Origin of the sequence: Lysinibacillus sp. NPDC097287, from assembly GCF_044761695.1 — a bacterium.
Classification (GTDB): Bacteria; Bacillota; Bacilli; order Bacillales_A; family Planococcaceae; genus Lysinibacillus.
The window spans coordinates 52,961-75,197 of the sequence record NZ_JBIWCX010000006.1; the positions used below are offsets into that span (position 1 = coordinate 52,961).

Sequence of the window (22,237 nt, forward strand, 5' to 3'; positions counted from 1 at the left end):
GATAAAGCCACCTAGCAAACCGATATTTAATCGTTGCCAGGTGGCTTTGATTGTTTTATAATGCGGCGTTCATTCCTGCGATACGGCCTGTGACAAGAGCAGAAGTAATATTATAGCCACCAGTATAGCCATGAATATCTAAAATCTCTCCGCAGAAAAATAGCCCAGACTTTTTCTTGGATGCCATTGTCTTCGGTTCGATTTCTTTGACCGAAACTCCGCCGCCTGTGACGAATGCCTTTTCCAGTGATTGTGTGCCGCTGACAGTCATTGTAAAGTTCACAAGCTCGCGCGCTAAGTTACGGATTTTTTCTTGTGACAATTCAATCCCTGTTAATTGAGCATCAATGCCAGCTCGTTCTAATAGGAACAGTAACCAACGTTCAGGTGCAACACCCTTCCAGACGTTTTTCACTGATTTTTTCGGATCTTCTTTCACGAGCTTGTTTAAATATTGTAGACATGTTTCTTCGTTGTAATCAACTAGCGTTTGAATTCGCATTGTCACGGGTTCGTAGCCAGTTTTCATGAGCTCTTTGACGACAAATTGGCTACAGCGTAGGACAGCTGGACCACTTAGACCGAAATGTGTAAAGAGCATGTCCATTTGATGTGTAACAAGTGTTTTTCCTTTTTTATTTAGTACAGAAACTGCCACGTTACGTAGTGCTAAGCCTTGTAATTCACGATTTTGAATGAAATCTTCTTTAGATAACACAGGTACCTCAGTAGGGAAAAGTGTAGTAATGGTATGCCCAGCACGTTCTGCCCAAGGGTAGCCATCACCTGTGGAGCCTGTTTGTGGGACAGCCTTGCCTCCAACTGCTACAACTACCGCTTCGCTTCGGACTTCGACGCCATCTGCTAGGCGCACACCGAGAATTTTGTCATCATCCATTAAAAGCTTACTAACAGGCGTATTTAAACGCACCTCTACATGTAGGCGTTGTAGTTGACGGATAAGTGCATCGACCACATCCTGAGCACGATTTGAAACTGGGAACATACGTCCGTGGTCTTCTTCCTTTAAAGCGACACCAAGTCCTTCAAAAAAGGCAATGATGTCTTCATTGTTGTAAACCGTAAATGGGCTATATAAAAAACGGCCGTTACCTGGAATATGTTTGACGATTTCTTCTACAGGTAGTCTATTTGTAACATTGCAACGACCACCACCAGAGATTGCTAGTTTTTTGCCTAGCTTTGTGCCTTTTTCTAGTAATAGTACTTTCTTTTTTTGTTCCCCTGCGGCTACAGCAGCCATTAAACCAGAGGGTCCTCCACCAATAACAATTACATCATACATATATATAAACTCGCTTTCTTTTCATTTTCATGAATCTTTCCTATTATACATGAAGTCCTATAGTTAAGGTGACTACTTAACATTGAAAATTGAGCTAAAGTGTTCTATAATTTCATATCTGTAATGACAGCATGAAATGAACGGCAATTCGTGCTATTATGGTAGTTGTTATGCACTAAATTATGAGGTGAAAAATAGATGTGCGGATTTATTGGCTATATTAACGGAACAAATGTAATTGATCATCATCAAACAATTGAAAATATGATGAATACTATTATTCACCGTGGTCCAGACAGCGGTGGTATTCATACTGACGATACAGTAACTTTAGGTTTCCGTCGTTTAAGTATTATTGATTTATCAGACGTTGCAAACCAACCTCTTTACAGTGCGGATGGCAACATCGTACTTGTATTTAATGGGGAAATTTTCAACTTCCAAGAATTACGCGCAGACCTAATTGCAAAAGGTCATACGTTTAAAACACATTCAGACAGTGAAGTAATCATTTATGGTTATGTAGAATATGGTGTAGAGTTCGTTAAACAACTTCGAGGTATGTTCGCGTTTTGTATTTGGGATAAAAAGAATGATTTACAGTTTATCGCTCGTGATGGCTTTGGTATTAAACCACTTTACTATACGAGCCATACAACTGATAATACATTCATTTTTGGTTCAGAGATTAAATCATTTTTACCACACCCATCTTTCATTAAAGAATTAAATAAAGACGCTTTACGTCCGTATTTAACATTCCAATATTCTTCAATGGATGAAACATTCTTCAAAGGTGTGTACAAGTTACCACCTGCACATTATATGATTATCAAAAATGGCGATATAAAGATGGTGCAATATTGGGATAAAAAATTCCATGCAAAAGAAGCACCTATTGAAAAGTATGTGGAAGAAATTCGTGAGACAGTAAAAGAATCTGTAGAAGCACATCAGATTAGTGACGTGAAAGTTGGTTCATTCTTATCGGGTGGTATCGACTCAAGTTATATTACAGCGTTACTTCGTCCGGACAAATCATTCTCAGTCGGTTTCTCGGACTATGAAGATATGTTCAACGAGACAAACTTAGCAAAAGATCTTTCAGACACATTAAACATCCAAAACGAACGTAAATACATTTCTGCAGATGAGTGCTTTGAAGCGCTACCTAAAATCCAGTGGCATATGGATGAGCCACAATCAAACCCATCATCAGTGCCGCTATACTTCTTATCAGAATTAGCAGCGAAAGATGTAACAGTTGTTCTTTCAGGTGAAGGAGCAGATGAAATTTTCGGTGGCTATTCTTGGTATCAAAACTCAGGAAGAATGCAAAAGTATGAAAAAGTGCCTTTTGGTCTGCGTAAAGCACTTCGAGGTATCGCAGAATCGTTACCGAAAAACCAATATACTAACTTCCTCGTAAAAGGCGGTCAAACTGTTGAGGAGCGTTTCATTGGTGAAGCGGTCGTTTGGGATGAAGATGATGCACTTAATGTTTTAAAACCAGACTATAAAAACGGACCATCTGTCAAAACAATTACTAAACGTATTTACGATGAAGTACCTGGCGATGATGATGTGACTAAAATGCAATACTTAGATTTAAATCTTTGGATGCCTGGTGATATTTTATTAAAAGCTGACAAAATGAGTATGGCACACTCTATTGAATTACGTGTTCCTTTCTTAGACAAGGAAGTTATGGAGCTTGCAAAAAATATTCCGTCTAAGTATCGTGTGAACGATATTGATACGAAATATGTCCTCCGTCAAGCAGCCCATCAAGAACTACCAGAGGAATGGGCAAAACGTCCAAAACTTGGTTTCCCAGTACCAATCCGTCACTGGTTACGTGAAGAGAAGTACTATAATTTAGTTAAAGAAATGTTCACTACTGATTTTGCGAAGGAGTTCTTCGATACAGATCAATTAGTCGGCTACTTAGATGAGCATTACGTAGGTAAAGCAAATCGTGGACGCTATATTTGGACAGTATATGTATTCCTTGTTTGGTATAAACAATTCTTTGTCGATATGTAATTAGAAAGGCTTATCACCAGAATTATGGGATAACATTTGTTTAAATAACGTATTGATTTTAGAATATTTGTTGATTGGAGTGGAGGCTGGGTGAGTGTAGCTGACGGCATTCGCCTTTCGCTACAGAGCAAAGCTTCCTGGGGGATTAGCGTCCTAGATGAGACCCTGGAGCGAGCGTATAGGGGAACGAAGGCTATAAGCGTCACGTCCTGTGACAACGCCTTCGTGGCCAACATCGTGTTGACCCGAAGCGCGGCTCATCGGACGCCCCAAGGAAAGCGCCCAGCTGGAACGGAAATCAACCCTACTGTATGGTGATGAACCATCAGGAAGTGTCTTTTTAGCCTGGTTATGTGCTATTGCTTTGCTTTAGTACAGAAAAGAAGGTGTCTCGCATACTATGAGACACCTTCTTTTTGCAACATTTTGCGTATTTATGCGTCTGTTTTCCTATAGATTATGTTAAGATAACAGTTAGTTTATTTGTTTTAGGTGTAAAAGTGACCGTTGTGTATCACTAAAAGAAGTATGATTTTAAAAATGAATGGATGGATACGATGTCCTCTTTAATGAAAGGTACTGCGATATTAACATTGGGAATGTTTTTATCGAAGGTACTCGGCTTAATTTATATTTTTCCGTTTTATGCAATTGTTGGTGAAGAAAATATCGCCTTATATCAATATGCATACATTCCCTACTCAATCATGCTGGCAGTAGCCATCTCAGGAGCGCCTATTGCTGTATCAAAGTTTGTTTCGAAATATAATTCGATTGGCGATTATCAATCTGGTCGCAAACTGATGAAATCCGGCATACTTATAATGATGATCACGGGCTTTCTGTCGTTTATTGCACTCTTTATGCTTGCGACACCAATTGCAGGACTAGTTATTAGTAGTGATGAGCAAGCATTTACAGTAGAACAAATAGCCTCTGTTATTCGATGGGTGAGTTTTGCACTGATTGTTGTGCCATTTATGAGTTTATGGCGAGGTTTTTTCCAAGGATATGGAAAAATGGAGCCGACAGCTATTTCACAATTAGTAGAACAAATCGTTCGTATTGTGGTGCTGTTAGGTGGCTCGTTCTTAGTCGTAATTGTCTTTAAAGGAACAGCGCAAACAGCCATTTCCTTTGCCGTATTTGCAGCATTCATCGGAGCAATTGGCGGTTTAGTAGTACTGTATTATTACTGGAAAAAATACCAACCAGAATTTAATTTACTCCGTAGTCAAAGTGTAACTTCTACACAGCTACCGATTTCTAGTATTTATAAAGAAGTAATTACGTATTCAATTCCAATGGTGTTTGTTGGGATTGCCAATCCGTTATTTCAGTTAGTTGACATGCTTACGTTTAATGGGGCGATGGATTCAATTGGTAAGGCTGCAGTAACAGATAAATACTTATCAATGATTAACTTTACGACACATAAGGTTGTCATCATTCCAGTCATGTTAGCTACAGGATTTTCTATGGCATTAGTGCCAACGATTACAAAATATTTTACGCAAGGCGAATATTTATCACTGCGTCATGCGATGGATAAAACATATCAAATTTTAATTTTCATTACGCTACCTGCAGTTGTTGGTATCTCGCTATTAGCGAATGAAATATATTTCGTACTGTATTCTCAAAGCGAGATGGGTGCGTCCATTTTAGCGCATTACGCACCAGTTGCGATTTTGTTTGCATTGTTCCAAGTGACAGCTGCTCTTTTACAAGGAATCGATTTCCAAAAGTGGATCGTGTTCAGTTTGTTATCAGGGATCTTAGTGAAGCTGGCGCTCAATATTCCGCTTATTCGCATGATGGAAGCAGACGGGGCTATTTTAGCAACGGCAATTGGCTATAGTGTAACAATTATTATTAATATGTTAGTGTTAAAGAAAACACTCAATTACAAGTCCGAAATGGTAGTACGTCGTGTGATGTTGATCGTTATCTTAACTGCTACTATGGCGCTAAATGTAGTAGTTGCTTATAAATTGTTAGAGTTTGTGATGGGACCTGTCGACAGTAAATTCTCGGCGATTGTCTTTTCTGTGATCTGTACAACAGTGGGCGTTGCTGTTTACGGATATTTATCACTACGTTTAGGTCTTGCGCAAAAACTATTGGGCGAACGAATAACACGAATTACAAGTAAGTTTGGTTTTAAATAGGAGGCATTATGCGATTAGATAAATTACTATCGAATATGGGCTATGGCTCAAGGAAAGAAGTTAAACAATTACTCAAACAGAAGGCGGTTACTGTAGATGGAATTCATGTTAAAGATGCAGCGATGCATGTGGATCCAGACAAGCAGGATGTTTCGGTTTACGATGAACGAGTAATTTACACAGAGTTTGTTTATTTTATGATGAACAAACCTCCAGGTGTTATTTCTGCTACAGAGGATGCACGCGAGGCAACGGTTATAGATTTATTAGAGCCGTTACATCAGCATTTTGAGCCATTTCCTGTAGGGCGCCTTGATAAAGATACAGAAGGCTTACTATTATTAACGAATGATGGTACGCTAACCCATAATTTATTGTCACCGAAAAAGCATGTGCCGAAAGTGTATTATGCACAAATTGAAGGTGTTGTAACTGAGGCTGATGGTGAAGCATTTGCACAGGGTGTAGAATTGGATGATGGCTATGTTACGAAACCAGGTAAGTTAGTTATTTTAAAATCTGCTGAGCAGTCAGAAATAGAGCTGACAATTCAAGAAGGGAAGTTCCATCAAGTAAAGCGTATGTTTGAAGCGGTCGGTAAACGAGTAACATACTTAAAAAGACTATCGATGGGAAGCCTTAAGCTCGATGAAAGTTTAGATCTTGGTGAATACCGCGAACTAACATCAGAAGAATTAGCAGCGTTACAAAATAGAGAATAAAAACCTTTTGATAGTGTTTTAAGCACTATCAAAAGGTTTTTTATTATGCGCCCTTTTAACCTATATAATTGTATGATATTGTTATAACCAAATAATTATAAATATGTTATGTATTTTCATTGCGAATTTCATTATTTCGAATTATCAGTGTATTGATGGTTGCATTGTGTATTCAAGAATTCACAAGAAGCTGGTTAGGGGGTATTTAGAACAGTAGATGATTTTATGAAAGGAGTCTAAAATGAAAAAACTACGGTTTAAATTATTATTATCACTTGTAATATTTGCACTAATACTTGTGGCTGTCATGTCGTATGTAAATAGGCAAATGTTGTTGATAGACATTCAGGCGCAAGAAGCCACTAATAAAACATTGATTGAAGATCATATACTTAATGATATGCAGACTGTAGATAATGCGCATTTTTATTTTGATAAAAATATTTCTGATCAGATGGAGTTAGAGTTAAATGCTTTAGTGTCTTACTATGAGAAAAACTCTGATTTCGCAACGTGGGATTTGCAGCAGATGAAAAAAAAGCACGGGATGGATGTATACATATTAGACCAAACGAATACGGTTGTTTATACAACATTTGCCGAAGATAAAGGGTTAAGTTTCTCGCAATGTTGTAAAAATTTCTCTAATTTATTGGACGAGCGAAGAGAAAGTGGAGATTTTTACACAGATGGTATTGATGTATCTACGACAACAGGGGCTATTCGGAAGTTTGGCTATTTAGGGACACCAGATCAAAAGTATTTATTTGAACTTAGTGTTAATTTAAATGACGTACCTGTTTTTCATACGTTTAACTTTGTAAAAACCGCCAATTCGTTAGTAGAGAAATATAGTGATTTATTAGAAGTGAAAACGATTACAGCGGGGGGAGTCTTTTTAGACGATTCGCAAAAAACTCGTATTGTTGTAAGTGATCAATCGGAATTGTTCCAAAAGCATTATAAAAAAGCAAAAAAAACAATGGAGCCGACTGAATATAAAAAACAACTAGAGAATGGATATGTAGAGACGGTTCGCTTTTTACCATACGAGGCTGAAACGATACGAGGAGAATCAACAAATCGAATTGTGTATGTGAAGTATGGAAATCTTAGTGAGCTAGCAGCACTTTCTAAAAATACAAAGCAATTTTGGTTATTGTTAGTCATTGCAATGTTGACATCATTTATTCTGCTACTTGTAATTATACAATTACTTTCGAAAACAATTAATTTAGCAACTTACGATGCATTAACTGGTGTGTACAATCGTGCAACATACATAAGCAAAATGGAAAGCTTGTTGAAAAAGCGTAAAGAAAATACCCCTGGCTTATTATTAATTGATTTGGATAATTTTAAACAAGTAAATGATCAGTTTGGCCATGCAGAAGGAGATAAGGTGCTCATTGAAACAGGGAGGCTTTTAAATCAGGCTGTGAAAAATGAAGGCTTTGTCGTACGATTAGGTGGTGATGAATTTGCAATTGTGCTATATGATACGGATGACCATGAAATACAGCGATTTGCAAATACGATTCTACAAAATTTCCGTAGTTTAAAATATACGGATACAAAGAGCTGGGATGTATTATCTGTGAGTATGGGTGGCGCAATTTATGAAAATATGGTCGAGTCTGAAATGAGTTTATTTGTAAGAGCAGACCAAGCACTTTACCGATCAAAAAATGCGGGGAAAGACCAATTTTCTAGTTACGATGAAGTAGCTGCAGCTAAAGATAATACGCAATAAAGAATGACCTTTGCAAGAGGTCATTCTTTTTTTAAAAAATATCACCGAAACGAAGGGGCTGTGAACCTATTGACGAAATTTTGCTCCGATTTTGTAAAACACAGAACTACATAAGACAAGTAATGCAATAATTACAAACATGGAATCTATATAATGAGTTAGTAGCCAACCACCAATAATTGGGCCAATAAAACCACCTAGATTTTTAAATTGTGAGGCACCTAAATAAGTAGCCTTTTGGGTATCCGGTGCAATCTCATCAATCAAGACATTCATTGTTGGAAAGGTGAAGATCTCACCAATTGTAAACAGTGTCATTGCAATCATGAATAGCGGGTAACTATCAGACACACCGAATAAAACGAGACCAACTGCAAAGAATACAATACCGACGAGTAGCGTTAACGTAGATGAAAAACGCTCTGAAAAAATGCTAATGGGTAACTGTAATAGCAATACAACAGCGGCGTTCAGTGAGATAAGTAGAGAATACAGCTTGGCACCAACTTCAATTTTGAGCTCAATCAGTTGAGGAAGTGTTGAATCGAATTGCGAATAGCCGATGTTGATTAAAATCCCTCCAACAATAAAACATAGAAGTATGCGATTTGAAAATAGAATCATAAAAGTATGCAGAATTTTTTTGGGTGCCTTTTCTTGTGGTTGTTGCATTTCATAATGACTCAAAACGAACAATAAAAATCCGGCATAAAGAATATACATGATGCCCGTCAATATAAACGGTATGCTTGGACTAGATAGGCTTGCAATGTAAACGCCTATAATCGGGCCAATGACAGCAGCAATATTAATTGCTGTATAACGTAATGAAAATAGTCTTTTTCGTTTTGTTGTTGGTGTAAAATCAATCATCAGTGCTTGTGTTGAAGGTTCAAAGAAAGAGCGACATAATCCATTCAAAGCATTTAATGCGATGAACGTCCAAATGACAGTAGCAGTAGCAAAGCCAAAGAAAACGAGGCTCCAGACAAGAATTGTTAGTAAAATGACACTTTTTCTACCGAAACGGTCTGTTAAATAACCACCAAAAAAACCGCCGAACGTGGAAATAAGGGGTGCAATACCAATGGTAAGACCGATTTGTAGCGGTGATGCACCAATCTCATTATGTAGATAAATTGCTAAAAAAGGCATTGCCATAAAGCTTGCAATGCGTGTGAAAATAGTGCCTCCTAAAATAATCCAAACAAGTGGATGAAACAATTGTGTCACCTTCATGTAGAACGCTCCCTCGTTGACAACTAGAATGTTTCGAGTGTAACGGAATGAATGCAGGCTGTAAATAGGCGAAAAAAAGAATGACCCCGACGAAAGGTCATTCTTTTTCTAATACAAAATCTTCTACGTATTACTACGCAAAAACTAGGATGTCATTTTAACTTTTTTACTCGTCGTTGTCCATCTGCCTCGACTTGGGCTCATTACCAAATCGTTAAAGGCTAACACGTTCAAATCTCTTTGAACGGTGCGAGGAGTGATACTAAACTCTTCGACTAAATCCTGTGTAGACACTGTCCCTTTGTCTAAGATAAACATGTACACGTCTTTAATACGATTAAGCATTCGATCAGTAGTTGGTTTCATTAAATGAACCACTCCTTCATCTTAATTCTCTTGGCAAAGACTAGCGGACGACAATATGTGCGGAGTGCACTTAGGCTCTTAAGTTGCTGCCTTAGACATCCCCTTTTCTAATGGTATGATCAGAACAATTATTCTGATAACTTCATTATATAAAAAAACGTATCATTTTTCTAGTGCATTAGATTGGAATTTACAATACTTACATAAAGCTTCTACTGTATTTGGTAGCGATTGTCGAAAAAAGGCACTATATATGGTGGTGCTAGGTACGAGCGATAAAATTCGCGTATAATTCAGAAGAAAGTTGATTGAATTTTTCCATGTTAAGCGTAGAATAATCTTATTAACCACAAGGAGGTAATCGCAATGGATTGGTTACAAGCTGCAAAGGAAAGACAAGATGAGTTAGTACAAGAGTTGCAGGAACTTGTGCAAATTAATAGTGTATTGGATGAAGGCTCTGCGACAGCAGAAGTGCCCTTTGGTAATGGTCCGCTAGAAGCACTTGAATGGTTACTTACAAAAGGTCAACAGGCAGGGTTACAGACAAAAAACATTGATAACTACGCAGGGCATATTGAGATGGGTGAGGGTGAAGAATTACTCGGCATTTTATGTCACGTAGATGTTGTACCAGTTGGTGATGAAGCAAATTGGACATACCCACCCTTTAGCGGTACTATAGCAGATGGTAAATTATTTGCGCGTGGTGCTATTGATGATAAAGGCCCGACTATAGCAGCGTGGATGGCAATGAAGCTTGTTAAAGATGCGGGCATTAAGTTGAATAAACGTGTTCGAATGATTATTGGTACAGATGAAGAAACAGGTTTCCGTTGTGTCGATCATTACTTCAAACATGAAGAGATGCCTACAATTGGCTTTGCTCCAGATGCAGATTTCCCACTAATAAATGCCGAAAAAGGGATTGCAGAGCTTGTGTTCTCTCAAAATAAAAAGGGCAATAAGTTAGAAGAACAGCTCCTTACATTTTATGCAGGAAAGCGCCCAAATATGGTACCTGAACAAGCTGAAGCAACAATTCAGCTTCTACCACCTCGCTTCGAACAGAATTTTCAAACATTTTTGCAAGAAAATCAGCTAGAAGGGTCTTTATTAAATGAGGACTCTCGCTATATAATAGCTATCAAAGGGAAAGCAGCTCATGCAATGGAACCTGAAAAGGGAATCAATGCCGCTGTTCATCTTGCAGCATTTTTACAACAAGAGTTGACGACTGAAGCTAGTAAGCAATTTGTCGATTTTATTGCAGATGTATTCCATAACGATCACTATGGTAGCGCTCTAGCACTTGATTTCGAGGATGAAATGTCAGGAAAAACAACATTGAATCCTGGAATCGTAAGCTATGATATGTCACAAGGTGGTAGTATGATCATTAGTATGCGTTATTCCGTATCGTATCCATTTGATGAAAAAATTACGGAAGCGCAAAGCTTAGCAGCGAAAAATGGATTTTCACTAGATGTTCAAGATGATTCTAAACCTCATTACGTGAGTGAGGATGATGAACTTATCCAAACGCTTGCGGGTGTTTATCGTCGTCAGACAGGTGATTATGAAACGCCTTTACTTTCTACGGGTGGCGGTACATATGCACGCGTCATGAAAAAAGGTGTTGCATTCGGTATGCTATTTCCAGGCGAACCTGATGTTGCGCATCGTGCAGATGAGTTTGTCATCGTTGAAAATTTAGTGAAGGCTGCAGCTATTTATGCAGAAGCAATTGTTGAACTTGCTAGTAACAAATAAACAAAATAGAAAAGGATGAGAGACAATGGCATTTACATTATGGAATGATCAAATCATTGAAGAAGGATCTATTACAGTTTCACCAGAAGACCGTGGGTACCAATTTGGTGACGGTATTTACGAAGTAGTTAAAGTTTATAACGGACAAATGTTCACAGCACAGGAGCATATTGATCGTTTTTACGCAAGTGCCGATAAAATTCGTCTTGTCATCCCATATACAAAAGACGTACTCCACAAATTATTACATGATCTTATCGAAGCGAATAACTTAGAAAATGGTCACGTTTATTTCCAAATTACACGTGGAGCTGTATCTCGTAACCACGTATTTCCAGATGCTAGCGTACCTGCTGTGTTAACAGGGAATGTTAAAGTAGGCGAACGTGCAATCGAAAACTTCCAAAACGGTGTAAAAGCTACTTTAGTAGAAGATATTCGTTGGTTACGTTGTGACATTAAATCATTGAACCTTTTAGGTGCTGTACTTGCAAAACAAGAAGCATCTGAAAAAGGTTGCTATGAAGCAATTTTACACCGTGGCGATACAGTAACAGAATGCTCGTCGGCTAATGTTTATGGCATTAAAGATGGCACACTATACACGCATCCGGCTAATAACTTCATCTTAAATGGTATTACACGTCAAGTTATTTTAAAATGTGCTGCTGAAATCGGTTTACCAGTGATTGAAGAAGCAATGACAAAAGAAGAATTATTAAACATGGATGAAATAATCGTTTCATCTGTATCTTCAGAAGTAACACCTGTAATTGATGTAGATGGACATGCAATTGGAACAGGTGCTGTTGGTGAATGGACAAGAAAGTTACAAGCTGCATTCGAAGCTAAATTACCAATTTCAGTGAATTCTTAAGTTGCGACAACTGAAAAAAGAACTACCCAAAACTTGGTTATCTACTAAGTTTAACGGGTAGTTCTTTTTTTATAGGGACAAAAATGGATGTTTTTCTAGTGTTACGTCATGTAAAATAAGAAAGATAGGATAGTAGCATGTGACGAGAAAAAATACATGCGCACTAGGATTGGAGTGACAACGAGTTGGCGCAATTAGTGAAAATACAAGATTATGTTTCGCGTTATCAAATTGATTTGGCGAGATATCCAACACAATTTGTTCGTTTAAAGAAAAGCCAGTGGGATCGTGTAAAAAGGCAATGGATATCAGGTGAGGATATAACAGAATGGCAACATGACGACAACGATACAAATATCGAGCCATTTGAAGATAAAGAGCGTTTCGCATTCTTTAAAAAAATATTTTCTGGACGGCAAAAGGTAGAAGAAGATATTGAACTAGTAGATGTTTCCGATGAATTTATGGATGACAAAGATGCAATACCAGAAGAAGAAACAACGTTGACGTTTGAGCCGAGAATTGTCTATGCACCACAATCAATTCATGAGTTAAAACGTATGTTCAAGGATCAATTTTTCCACTTTCAAATGAAATGGGCAAGTTCAACATTACGTGAGAAGTCGTATGTCGATCCACGGTTTATGCGCGATACATTACTTCGTACATTATTACTTAATTTGCCGGATAATTATTTAGTATTCTATTATCCAATTATAAAAGTGAAAAAGGCACCGATTGAACTGGATGTTGTGTTAATGTCACCAACTGAATGCATTTGTGTAACTGTACTGGAAGCGGAAAATCAGGCAGTGTACGTTGGCAATAGTGAGCGTTTTTGGGTAAAAAAAGTAGGGACAAAAGATTCGAAATTACTAAATCCTACGATTAATTTAGGGCGTATGGAATCTGTATTAACACAATTATTTAAGCAAGATGGAGTGGATATGCCTATCCGCAAGGTGGTATTAACACGTAATGGCTATTTCGACTATCCTGGTGCACCATATAATATTCAATTAGTAGATCATCGAAATTACGGGGAATGGTTGGAGCAATTGACGAAATCGTCTTCTCCAATGAAGCATATGCAAATTCGTGCGGCTCAGTCAGTATTAAACAACGTTCAAACGACGTCCTTTAATCGTGATATTTGGCAGCAAGCAACGCCAGTAGCTAAGGATTAGCCTATGCAGCTTTTGTTTATTGTCAATGAACATGCTGGAAATGGTAGAGGGAAAAAAGTATGGCGCCGTATTCAACAAAATTTAACAATAGACTACAATGTTGCGTTTACACAGTATGAGGGGCATGGTGAAGAGATCGTTAGGCAATATACACAGCTTAATGATGAACGATGGTTAGTTGTTGTAATTGGCGGCGATGGGACGATTCATGAAATTGTGAGTGGTGTTGTCTATAATGATCGTGTAAACATAGGGGTAGTAGCAGCTGGTTCTGGTAATGACTTTGCCAGGAATTTTCGGGTGTTCCGTCATGCAAAGCAGATTGAGGCATTTCTGCATGCTGAAAATCAAGGGTGCCTCATGGATATCGGCAGTATTCAATTAGGTGCAGTACCTGCAGAGATATTCGTTAATAATGCAGGGGTAGGCTTTGATGCGTATGTGGCGAAGTTGGCGAACAAATCACGCTTCAAGTTTTATTTAAATAAAGTTGGGCTTGGTAAGCTATCCTATGCGGCTTTCGTCGTAAAAGGCTTATTCACTTTTCCTCGCTTTGATGTGACAGTTTGTTTTAACGATGAGGAACTGTATTTTAAACATGCTTGGTTTGTAGCTGTGAGCAATAACCCGTATTTTGGCGGAGGTATGAAAATCTCACCAGTGTCTAAACCGAATGATGGGAAAATTGAAGTGACGATTGTTTACAACATTTCACGTTTTAAATTGTTAGTCGTCTTTGCCACAGTATTTTTCGAGAAGCATACGAAGTTTAAAGAAATTACTTTTCTGCAAAGTGATAAATTTGATATTACGGTGCATGCTGACAAAATGGTGTGTCATACCGATGGTGATTATATTGGAGAAGTGAAGTGTGATACGAATATCCATTGTACGGTTACACAGAAAGCATGGAAAAATGTCCATAGTCAGATATGAAAAAACGTCATTTCGCAATAATTTCGAGCGAATTTGACGTTTTTACGCTATAATAAATGAAATCAATTATTTATTTAGAAAGAAATGAGGAAGAAAATTGAGATTACGAAATAAGCCTTGGGCAGAGGAATTATTGGCAGATCATCCAGAGGTTGTGGTTCCAAATCCTGAAGATTTTAAAGGGAATTGGAAAGCTGTTTTTGGGAATGACAATCCACTGCATATTGAGGTTGGTACAGGAAAAGGTCAATTTGTGACAGGAATGGCATTACAAAATCCAGACATCAATTATATTGGTATCGAGCTATATGATAGCGTAATTGTTTGTGCTTTAGAAAAGATTTTAGAGGCTAAATCTCCAGCGAATTTACGTTTATTAAAAGTAAATGGCGCAGATTTATATAAATATTTCGAGAAAAATGATGTAGACCGTGTGTATCTGAATTTCTCAGATCCTTGGCCGAAAATTCGCCATGCAAAGCGACGTTTAACGCACGAAGGATTTTTGAAGTTATATGAGTCGATTTTAGTAGATAATGGGGAAATTCATTTTAAAACGGATAACCGCGGCCTTTTCGAGTATTCACTAATCAGTATGTCTGAATACGGTATGTTGTTAAAGTATGTATCACTCGACCTACATGCAAATATGCCAGAAGATAACATTATGACAGAGTACGAGCAAAAGTTTTCTGCAAAGGGACAACCTATCTATCGTCTAGAATCGCAATTCAACACCGTTCAGCAGAAGTCCACATCTATATAGAATTCAGGATGAATGTAATTGTACTTGCTTTACAGCGGGTACAGTAACGCTTGCTGAACGTAGTTGAAGCCTCTGGCGGATGTTACAGATTTTGAAAGGAGTTAACCGTGCGTGCACGATTCAAAATCTGGACTCAAATACGCCAAGGCGAATTTGATAAGAGTAATAATCTAGGGGGAGAAAGTATGGATCAACTACAGTTTCACAACATGTCACTGACATGGCTAAACGGGGGTGTCACTTGCCTTGATGGCGGTGCAATGTTTGGAGTCGTGCCAAAGCCACTTTGGTCACGCAAATATCCGGTAAACGACAACAATCAAATTGAGTTGCCGACAGAGCCGATATTAATTCAATTTGAAGGCAAAAACTATGTGGTTGATTCAGGTGTTGGCTTTAATAAATTAAACGAAAAACAAATGCGTAATTACGGTGTAACAGAGGAATCTACGCTTGCAGCAAGCCTTGAAAAACTTGGCTTAACGACTGCTGATATTGACTACGTTCTCATGACGCATTTACACTTTGATCATGCAGGTGGTTTAACACAGTGGGAAGGTGAAGTACTTGTACCGACTTTCCCAAATGCAAAAATATATGTATCCAAAATCGAGTGGGATGAAATGCGCGCGCCAAATATTCGCTCGAAAAATACGTATTGGAAAGAAAACTGGGAGCCTGTGCAGCACTTAGTCGAAACATTTGAAGGTACGTTAGAAGTCGCACCTGGTATCGAAATGATACATACAGGTGGTCATAGTGATGGACATGCCATCATTAAACTAACGCAAAAGGATGAGGTTCTGCTACATATGGCAGATATTATGCCAACACATGCGCACCAAAATCCGTTATGGGTAATGGCATATGATGATTATCCGATGACAAGTGTCTATGCAAAAGAACGCATTATGAAAGAGGCGTTAGCGAAAGGCTATGGCTTCATTTTCTACCATGATGCGTACTACCGCATGATTAAATGGGATGCGACAGGTAAAGAGATTGTCGATAAGTTAGAACGTAGCCGACAAGCTAGTATTACATTCTAAGAGAAAAAGCGTGTGAGTGAAATAAGCTCACACGCTTTTTTTGAGTAATGAAAGAGAAAGTTAAATGATATAAATTAACAGGTGTATTGATTAACCTATTTTTACCATAACTATTGAAGTGGGAGTTGATTTCCGCTACGCTCCGTGCAGGGTCTCGGTTCGCTTGTGTTTCCCGTAGGAAGCCTTGCTCTGCGACAGGAGCACTTGAGCACCCTCCGCTACAATCAACTAAAAAATAGGTACATAAGTTAGCTCAATGTTAATCAGCGATATTACATTATGTACGTGATTCTGCTACGTATATTCTCGACAAAATTCAAATGGATTACTTCAGAGAATTATAAAGTGAATTATGGATGTTGGAAAAGTCTCCTTATGGGGGCTTTTTTTCGTGAACATGTTGAAAAATATGATACACTAAACATTATACTAAAACACAAAAGAGAGTTGAATACCCAATGGCAATGGAACAACCATTTTTACCAATACTATTAGGATCAGATATGAATGCGTATGGTATGGCACGTGCTTTTTATGAAGCATATGGCATTAAACCGCTTGTACTAGGCCGTTCACATTTAACTGCCACTCAAGATAGTCATATCCTTAATTTCCAAGAAATCGATCGCTTAAATGAGCAAGATGTGTTCGCACCTGCACTTGCAGAAGTTGCGAAAAAATATGCAGGTCAAAAATTACTACTACTCGCTTGTGGGGATGACTATGCAAAGTTAATTATTAAAAACAAACCGGCATTGCAAGAACATTTCACGGTACCATACATCGACGAATCGTTAATGGACCAAATTTTATTGAAGGAAAACTTTTATAAAATGTGTGAGAAGTATAACTTCAAATACCCAGGTACGACGACTGTAACTGCAGAAAACTATGAAAATTTTACACCGCCTTTTAATTATCCGATTATTATCAAAGCTTCAAACTCTGTTGAATACTGGGCATGTTCATTCCCAGGGAAGAAAAAAGTATTCATAGCGCATGATGAAGCAGAAAAAACTGCAATTCTAAAAGCGATCTACAGCTCAACATATCAAGATACGATGATTATCCAAGAATTCATCCCAGGTGATGACTCGTATATGCGTGTGTTAAATGCCTATGTTGGCAAAGACGGTAAAGTAAAGCTAATGTGCTTGGGGAACCCGATTTTAGAAGAACATTCTCCAGAAGGTATCGGTAGTTACGCTGCAATCGTTACGACATATGATAAAGAGTTAATGGACCAAGTACGTCATTTCCTTGAAGATATCGGCTACACTGGTTTTGCCAACTTCGATATGAAATATGATGTGCGTGATAAACAATACAAACTGTTCGAAATCAACTTACGCAACGGCCGTTCAAGCTACTATGTAACAGCGAGTGGGCATAACTTAATGAAATATGTAGCTGATGACCATATGTTGAATATCGAGCAAGATTTGACATATGTGGAGGACAAGCACTTATGGATGATCATTCCAAAAGGAGTACTGTTTAAATATGCATCGAATGAAAAGCTTAAACTAGAAGCGAAAAAACTGATTCGTGAAGGTAAATATACAAACTCTTTATACTTCAATGAAGATATGAATGCTAAACGTTGGGTGAAACTTACATTAAACAACTTAAACTACTACCGTAAATATAAAAAGTACTTTAACAATAAAGGGTTAGAAGAATAATTCAAAAGAAAGAGCATGTGGAATCATTGATTCCACATGCTCTTTCTTTTCGCTTGTAGTTAAACTTCTACCAATTCCACCACAACCCCAGAACGAGCATCAGCAGCAAATTCAAACGTTTGCATTTCTCCTTCGTTCATCCGTGAAATACCACCACGGTATACTGGAATTGTCATAAAGCCATTTGTAAAATCATCTGTTTTCATATAAATCCAAGAGCCATCAATCGGGGCATCTTTTTTAAATTCTTTTTTTATTTTATCTAACACTTGTCCTGCAGGTACATATGGAGAAACTTTTTCACTTGCTTCTTTAATAATGACAGCGGCTGCTAGGCCAGTGGCAACACCAATTAAAAAATCACGTAATTTCATAGTTATTTCCTCCTTTTTCTATGTTTTCATTTTATCATAGCTACCTGAGTGAATGCACCTTCATAATCACGATTTTTAAAGGTAAAGAGCTTGCATAGTGCCAAAATTTCGACTTCAAAAACGAATATGATACAATTAGTAAGGAAGAAAATACTACTTCGTTGGGAGAGAGTATCGTGAACGGGGAAACATTACAATTATTTAAAACTTTAACTGAATTACCTGGTGCACCAGGTAGTGAGCATGCTGTACGTGCATTCATGCGTACTGAATTGGAGAAATATTCAGATGAGATTGTACAAGATAATTTAGGAGGCATTTTTGGCGTCAAGCATAGTGAAGTGGCAGATGCACCGAAAATTTTAGTAGCGGGTCATATGGATGAAGTTGCATTTATGGTGACTTCAATTACAGAGAACGGTTTGATTCGTTTCCAAACGCTTGGTGGCTGGTGGAATCAAGTGATGCTCGCACAACGTGTGGAAGTATATACAAAAAACGGTGCAATACCTGGTGTTATTTCATCAATTCCACCACATCTTTTAACGGATGCAGAGCGTGCGAAACCAATGGATATTAAGAATATGCTAATTGATGTTGGAGCAGATAATAAAGAAAATGCAATGGCACTGGGCGTTCGTCCTGGTCAATCCATTATCCCAGATTGTCCATTTACACCAATGGCAAATCCGAAAAAGATTATGGCAAAAGCCTGGGATAATCGTTATGGCTGTGGGCTTGCAATTGAATTGATGAAAGAAGTTAAGGATGAAAAGTTAGCATCACATTTGTATTCTGGTGCCAACGTGATGGAAGAAGTAGGCCTTCGAGGAGCACAAGTATCAGCAAATATGATTAAACCGGACATATTCTTTGCATTAGATGCCTCACCGGCAAATGATATGTCTGGAGACAAACAACAATTTGGTCAACTGGGTAAAGGGACGTTATTACGTATTTTCGATCGTACAATGGTAACACATCGTGGAATGCGCGAGTTTATTTTAGATACAGCGGAATCGAATAATATTCCATATCAATATTTTGTTTCACAAGGTGGAACGGATGCAGGCCGTGTGCACACGTCAAATGATGGTATTCCTAGTGCTGTGATTGGTGTTTGCTCCCGTTATATCCATACATCAGCATCTATCATTCATATCGATGACTATGCGGCGGCAAAGGCAATGATTGTGGAATTAGTAAAGAACATGGATCGTTCGACTTTAGCATCTATTCATAGTAATGTATAATTGTTTTTATTGAATGCAAAAAAGTAAATGAAAAAGATGCCTATAATGGCATCTTTTTCTATGCAAAGAAAGAAGGATTTTACATGAACATAGCAATTGGTACGACTAATAAGGCTAAAATTAGTGCTGTAGAAGTGATAGCCAAGCAGTTTTTTGAACAAGCTAAATTTACATATTATAAAGCGCCTTCAGGTGTTTCTGAACAGCCTATGACAACAGAAGAAACAAGAAAAGGTGCAATAAATCGGGCGAAAACTACATTGGCAGCAACCGAATCAGCTCTTTCTTTTGGACTAGAAGGCGGTGTTATGGAAATAGAAGATAGCATGTATGTTTGTAACTGGGGAGCGCTTGTATTAGCGGATGGAACAGTATTTACTGCAGCTGGAGCACAGATTGTACTACCTGAAGAAATTGCCCGGGAAATAAGGGGCGGTAAAGAACTTGGACCAGTAATGGAGGCTTTCACACAGCGTCGAGACATTCGTCAACAAGCAGGTGCAGTAGGTATTTTTACGCTAGGTTTGGTAGATCGTCAGGCTATGTTTGAGCATATTGTCTCTCTTCTTGTAGGACAATACTTGTTCAAATTATCACATGATTAGACTGTTTAATATAGTTAAAATCACATAGTGAATTTGCATCTTTTTTGATTTTTCTTTAAAATAGAAAAAATAGAGTTGAAAGGAAGATATAAATGTCTCGTAAATGGCTACAAGCATCGGCATTAATGCTATTACTTTTGGGACTTACTGGCTGTAATCAATCAATCGATGAGCAAATTGAAAATGGACTTCAAAAATCGGAAACAATTTTTGCTGAAAAGCCAGAAACTCATACAGATAAAATTGGTAACGTTCAATTATTTTTACCTTCAAAATATAAAATTGAGGATAGCTCAGATAAATACAATATTTTAGTTTCCAAAGGAAAACAATCCTATATTCTTTTTATCAATGATCGCGAAGAACCAGATAGTAAACTGTACTATGATTTATTGAAGGAAGATAGCTCTAAGGAAATCATTGACGAAAAAACATATGAAAAAGACAATGCTTTTGGATTCGCGGCAGTTTTTAAAACAGAGAATGAGGAAGAATTTGAACTTGTTGTTAGTAGCGGTGGCGTGAAAATGACTACCATTTCACCAATGAACGATGTAGAGGATAATCTAGAAGAGATGACGAAAATCGTTCGTTCGGTTAAGATAAAGTAATTGCATAGTTTTGAACAAGGCGGTTCACAAATTGTGAGCCGTCTCATTTTGTGAAAGGGTGTGAAGATAAGTGAAGCAAATGAATTCAGAGCAATTGGTTTCTCTATTAAAAACGCGTTTAGGTGATACTCGTTTTACTTATCAGTTTGATAAAAAATACGATAAATTACGCTTGAATCATACAAAGTTAGGACACGGGATGGAATTATCATTACCTGGGATTTTAACGAAATATAATGAAAAGAAAGATGCAGCAATTGATGAGGTTGTCTATACAATCGAGCAAACATTTTCCGCAATGGAGTTAGAAAAGGAGCAGGGATTTAGCAGCTTTACTCAAATTTATCCTGTTATCCGTGCGACGTCCTATCCACAATCCTCTAAGGAAGGACATGCATTTATTACGACAGAACATACAGCGGAAACACGTATTTTCTATGCCCTTGATGTGGGGAAAACTTATCGTTTTATAGACGAATCTATGCTAGAGGCATTACAATTAACAGTTGAGCAAATTCGAGAAATGGCGCGTTTTTCAGTGAAACAATTACCTGTAACTTATAAAAAAGATGAGGTGGCTGGTAATCTGTTTTATTTTGTGAATGCCAATGATGGTTACGATGCGAGTCGCATTTTAAATGAAAGCTTTTTGAAAGATATGCGCGCACAAATTGAAGGTGATATGACAGTATCTGTTCCTCATCAGGATGTGTTAATTATAGGTGATATTCGTAACGAAACAGGTTATGATGTATTAGCACAGATGACGATGCATTTCTTCACAGTAGGTACTGTACCGATTACATCGTTGTCGTTTATTTATGAAGACGGTGAACTGGAACCAATCTTTATACTGGCAAAAAACAAAGTGAAAAAGGAGAAAGAGGAATCATGAACGTATTTTATAACAAAAAATATGTCGGAGATGTATTATTAGTACAATTAGCAACGGAAGCAATCGTGAAAACAGTTGTGGAACGTGCTGGCGACATTGCGATTTTAAAAGAAGCACAAACAGGCGAAATTAAGGCCTTTAATTTATTTAATGCAAGCAGCTATGTAAAAACAGAAGTGCAAGGTAACGTCGAAGTAACACCGGAACTTGTGGAACAAATTGAAGCTGCAATTGCAAAAAATGGTGCATCTATTAGCTTAGATGTAGATTTCTCACCAAAATTCGTAGTAGGATATGTGGAAACAAAAGAAAAGCATCCAAATGCAGATAAATTAAGCATTTGTTCAGTCAATATCGGTGAAGAGTCGCTACAAATCGTATGTGGAGCACCTAATGTCGAGGCTGGCCAAAAAGTAGTTGTCGCTAAAATTGGCGCTGTTATGCCTTCAGGTATGCTCATTAAAGAAGGAAACTTACGTGGTGTAGATTCTTTCGGCATGCTTTGTTCAGCTCGTGAATTAGCAATTCCAAACGCTCCATCTGAAAAGGGGATTTTAGTATTACCAGCAGATGCAGAAGTCGGAAGTGCATTTGAAGCACCAACTCGCTAAATTTCTATATGG

20 protein-coding genes are annotated in these 22,237 nt (G+C 37.8%); 16 read left to right on the top strand and 4 right to left on the bottom strand.

The genetic code is table 11. From position 1 onward, the window contains the following. Positions 1 to 55: 55 nt before the first annotated feature. Positions 56 to 1,306, bottom strand: coding sequence for a BaiN/RdsA family NAD(P)/FAD-dependent oxidoreductase (locus tag ACIQ2D_RS10455; RefSeq protein ID WP_402863465.1), 1,251 nt, complete (start codon positions 1,304 to 1,306; stop codon positions 56 to 58). Positions 1,307 to 1,504: 198 nt separating this feature from the next. On the opposite strand from ACIQ2D_RS10455, the gene asnB reads away from it, so the two are divergent. The 4 genes from asnB to ACIQ2D_RS10475 all read left to right on the top strand — a co-directional run bounded on the left by asnB (position 1,505) and on the right by ACIQ2D_RS10475 (position 7,998). Beyond that, positions 1,505 to 3,352: an asparagine synthase (glutamine-hydrolyzing) gene (gene asnB, locus ACIQ2D_RS10460; RefSeq protein WP_402863468.1), complete on the top strand. Its 1,848-nt coding sequence runs from the start codon at positions 1,505 to 1,507 to the stop codon at positions 3,350 to 3,352. Positions 3,353 to 3,909: 557 nt separating this feature from the next. Beyond that, positions 3,910 to 5,523, top strand: a complete 1,614-nt coding sequence (locus ACIQ2D_RS10465) for a putative polysaccharide biosynthesis protein (protein ID WP_402863471.1) — start codon at positions 3,910 to 3,912, stop codon at positions 5,521 to 5,523. A gap of 8 nt (positions 5,524 to 5,531) precedes the next feature. Beyond that, a complete protein-coding gene (locus ACIQ2D_RS10470; protein ID WP_402863474.1) occupies positions 5,532 to 6,245 on the top strand; it encodes a pseudouridine synthase in 714 nt (237 codons plus the stop codon). A gap of 241 nt (positions 6,246 to 6,486) precedes the next feature. After that, positions 6,487 to 7,998, top strand: coding sequence for a GGDEF domain-containing protein (locus tag ACIQ2D_RS10475; protein WP_402863477.1), 1,512 nt, complete (start codon positions 6,487 to 6,489; stop codon positions 7,996 to 7,998). 66 nt (positions 7,999 to 8,064) lie between these two features. Here ACIQ2D_RS10475 and ACIQ2D_RS10480 read toward each other — a convergent pair whose 3' ends face one another. Together ACIQ2D_RS10480 and ACIQ2D_RS10485 are read right to left on the bottom strand one after the other, a co-directional pair. Continuing rightward, positions 8,065 to 9,237, bottom strand: a complete 1,173-nt coding sequence (locus ACIQ2D_RS10480; RefSeq protein WP_402863480.1) for an MDR family MFS transporter — start codon at positions 9,235 to 9,237, stop codon at positions 8,065 to 8,067. A gap of 144 nt (positions 9,238 to 9,381) precedes the next feature. Further along, a complete protein-coding gene (locus ACIQ2D_RS10485; RefSeq protein ID WP_053582402.1) occupies positions 9,382 to 9,603 on the bottom strand; it encodes a DeoR family transcriptional regulator in 222 nt (73 codons plus the stop codon). Between the two features lie 366 nt (positions 9,604 to 9,969). On the opposite strand from ACIQ2D_RS10485, the gene pepV reads away from it, so the two are divergent. The 7 genes from pepV (at position 9,970) to ACIQ2D_RS10520 (ending at position 17,876) form a co-directional block, all read left to right on the top strand. Beyond that, positions 9,970 to 11,376 carry a dipeptidase PepV gene (gene pepV, locus ACIQ2D_RS10490; protein WP_402863485.1) on the top strand — a complete coding sequence of 469 codons (1,407 nt, stop codon included), beginning with the start codon at positions 9,970 to 9,972 and terminating at the stop codon, positions 11,374 to 11,376. 25 nt (positions 11,377 to 11,401) lie between these two features. Then, positions 11,402 to 12,253 carry a D-amino-acid transaminase gene (gene dat / locus ACIQ2D_RS10495; protein WP_402863488.1) on the top strand — a complete coding sequence of 284 codons (852 nt, stop codon included), beginning with the start codon at positions 11,402 to 11,404 and terminating at the stop codon, positions 12,251 to 12,253. 185 nt (positions 12,254 to 12,438) lie between these two features. Continuing rightward, positions 12,439 to 13,440: a nuclease-related domain-containing protein gene (locus ACIQ2D_RS10500; protein ID WP_402863491.1), complete on the top strand. Its 1,002-nt coding sequence runs from the start codon at positions 12,439 to 12,441 to the stop codon at positions 13,438 to 13,440. Positions 13,441 to 13,443: 3 nt separating this feature from the next. After that, positions 13,444 to 14,376, top strand: a complete 933-nt coding sequence (locus ACIQ2D_RS10505; RefSeq protein WP_402863494.1) for a diacylglycerol/lipid kinase family protein — start codon at positions 13,444 to 13,446, stop codon at positions 14,374 to 14,376. Positions 14,377 to 14,473: 97 nt separating this feature from the next. Next, entirely contained in the window at positions 14,474 to 15,142 is a 669-nt protein-coding gene (gene trmB / locus ACIQ2D_RS10510; protein WP_402863497.1) for a tRNA (guanosine(46)-N7)-methyltransferase TrmB, read from the top strand. Between the two features lie 185 nt (positions 15,143 to 15,327). Further along, on the top strand, positions 15,328 to 16,191 hold the full coding sequence (locus ACIQ2D_RS10515) for a YtnP family quorum-quenching lactonase (protein ID WP_402863500.1): 864 nt from the start codon (positions 15,328 to 15,330) through the stop codon (positions 16,189 to 16,191). 458 nt (positions 16,192 to 16,649) lie between these two features. Further along, complete coding sequence (locus tag ACIQ2D_RS10520) at positions 16,650 to 17,876, top strand: carboxylate--amine ligase (protein ID WP_402863502.1); 1,227 nt, start codon at positions 16,650 to 16,652, stop codon at positions 17,874 to 17,876. 59 nt (positions 17,877 to 17,935) lie between these two features. On the opposite strand, the gene ACIQ2D_RS10525 is transcribed toward ACIQ2D_RS10520, so the two are convergent. After that, positions 17,936 to 18,250, bottom strand: coding sequence for a hypothetical protein (locus tag ACIQ2D_RS10525; protein WP_402863505.1), 315 nt, complete (start codon positions 18,248 to 18,250; stop codon positions 17,936 to 17,938). Between the two features lie 176 nt (positions 18,251 to 18,426). Here ACIQ2D_RS10525 and ACIQ2D_RS10530 point away from each other — a divergent pair, with 176 nt between their 5' ends. The 5 genes from ACIQ2D_RS10530 to ytpR all read left to right on the top strand — a co-directional run bounded on the left by ACIQ2D_RS10530 (position 18,427) and on the right by ytpR (position 22,225). Continuing rightward, a complete protein-coding gene (locus ACIQ2D_RS10530) occupies positions 18,427 to 19,503 on the top strand; it encodes a M42 family metallopeptidase (protein ID WP_402863508.1) in 1,077 nt (358 codons plus the stop codon). Positions 19,504 to 19,586: 83 nt separating this feature from the next. After that, the gene (locus ACIQ2D_RS10535) at positions 19,587 to 20,108 is read left to right on the top strand and encodes a DUF84 family protein (protein ID WP_402863511.1); all 522 of its coding nucleotides are present in this window, start codon (positions 19,587 to 19,589) and stop codon (positions 20,106 to 20,108) included. A 92-nt stretch (positions 20,109 to 20,200) separates the two neighbouring features. Further along, positions 20,201 to 20,719, top strand: coding sequence for a hypothetical protein (locus tag ACIQ2D_RS10540; RefSeq protein ID WP_402863514.1), 519 nt, complete (start codon positions 20,201 to 20,203; stop codon positions 20,717 to 20,719). A gap of 70 nt (positions 20,720 to 20,789) precedes the next feature. Beyond that, positions 20,790 to 21,614 carry a DUF1444 domain-containing protein gene (locus ACIQ2D_RS10545; protein ID WP_402863517.1) on the top strand — a complete coding sequence of 275 codons (825 nt, stop codon included), beginning with the start codon at positions 20,790 to 20,792 and terminating at the stop codon, positions 21,612 to 21,614. Continuing rightward, positions 21,611 to 22,225, top strand: a complete 615-nt coding sequence (gene ytpR / locus ACIQ2D_RS10550) for a YtpR family tRNA-binding protein (protein WP_402863520.1) — start codon at positions 21,611 to 21,613, stop codon at positions 22,223 to 22,225. The genes ACIQ2D_RS10545 and ytpR overlap by 4 nt, the downstream gene beginning before the upstream one ends. The last annotated feature ends 12 nt before the right edge of the window (positions 22,226 to 22,237 follow it).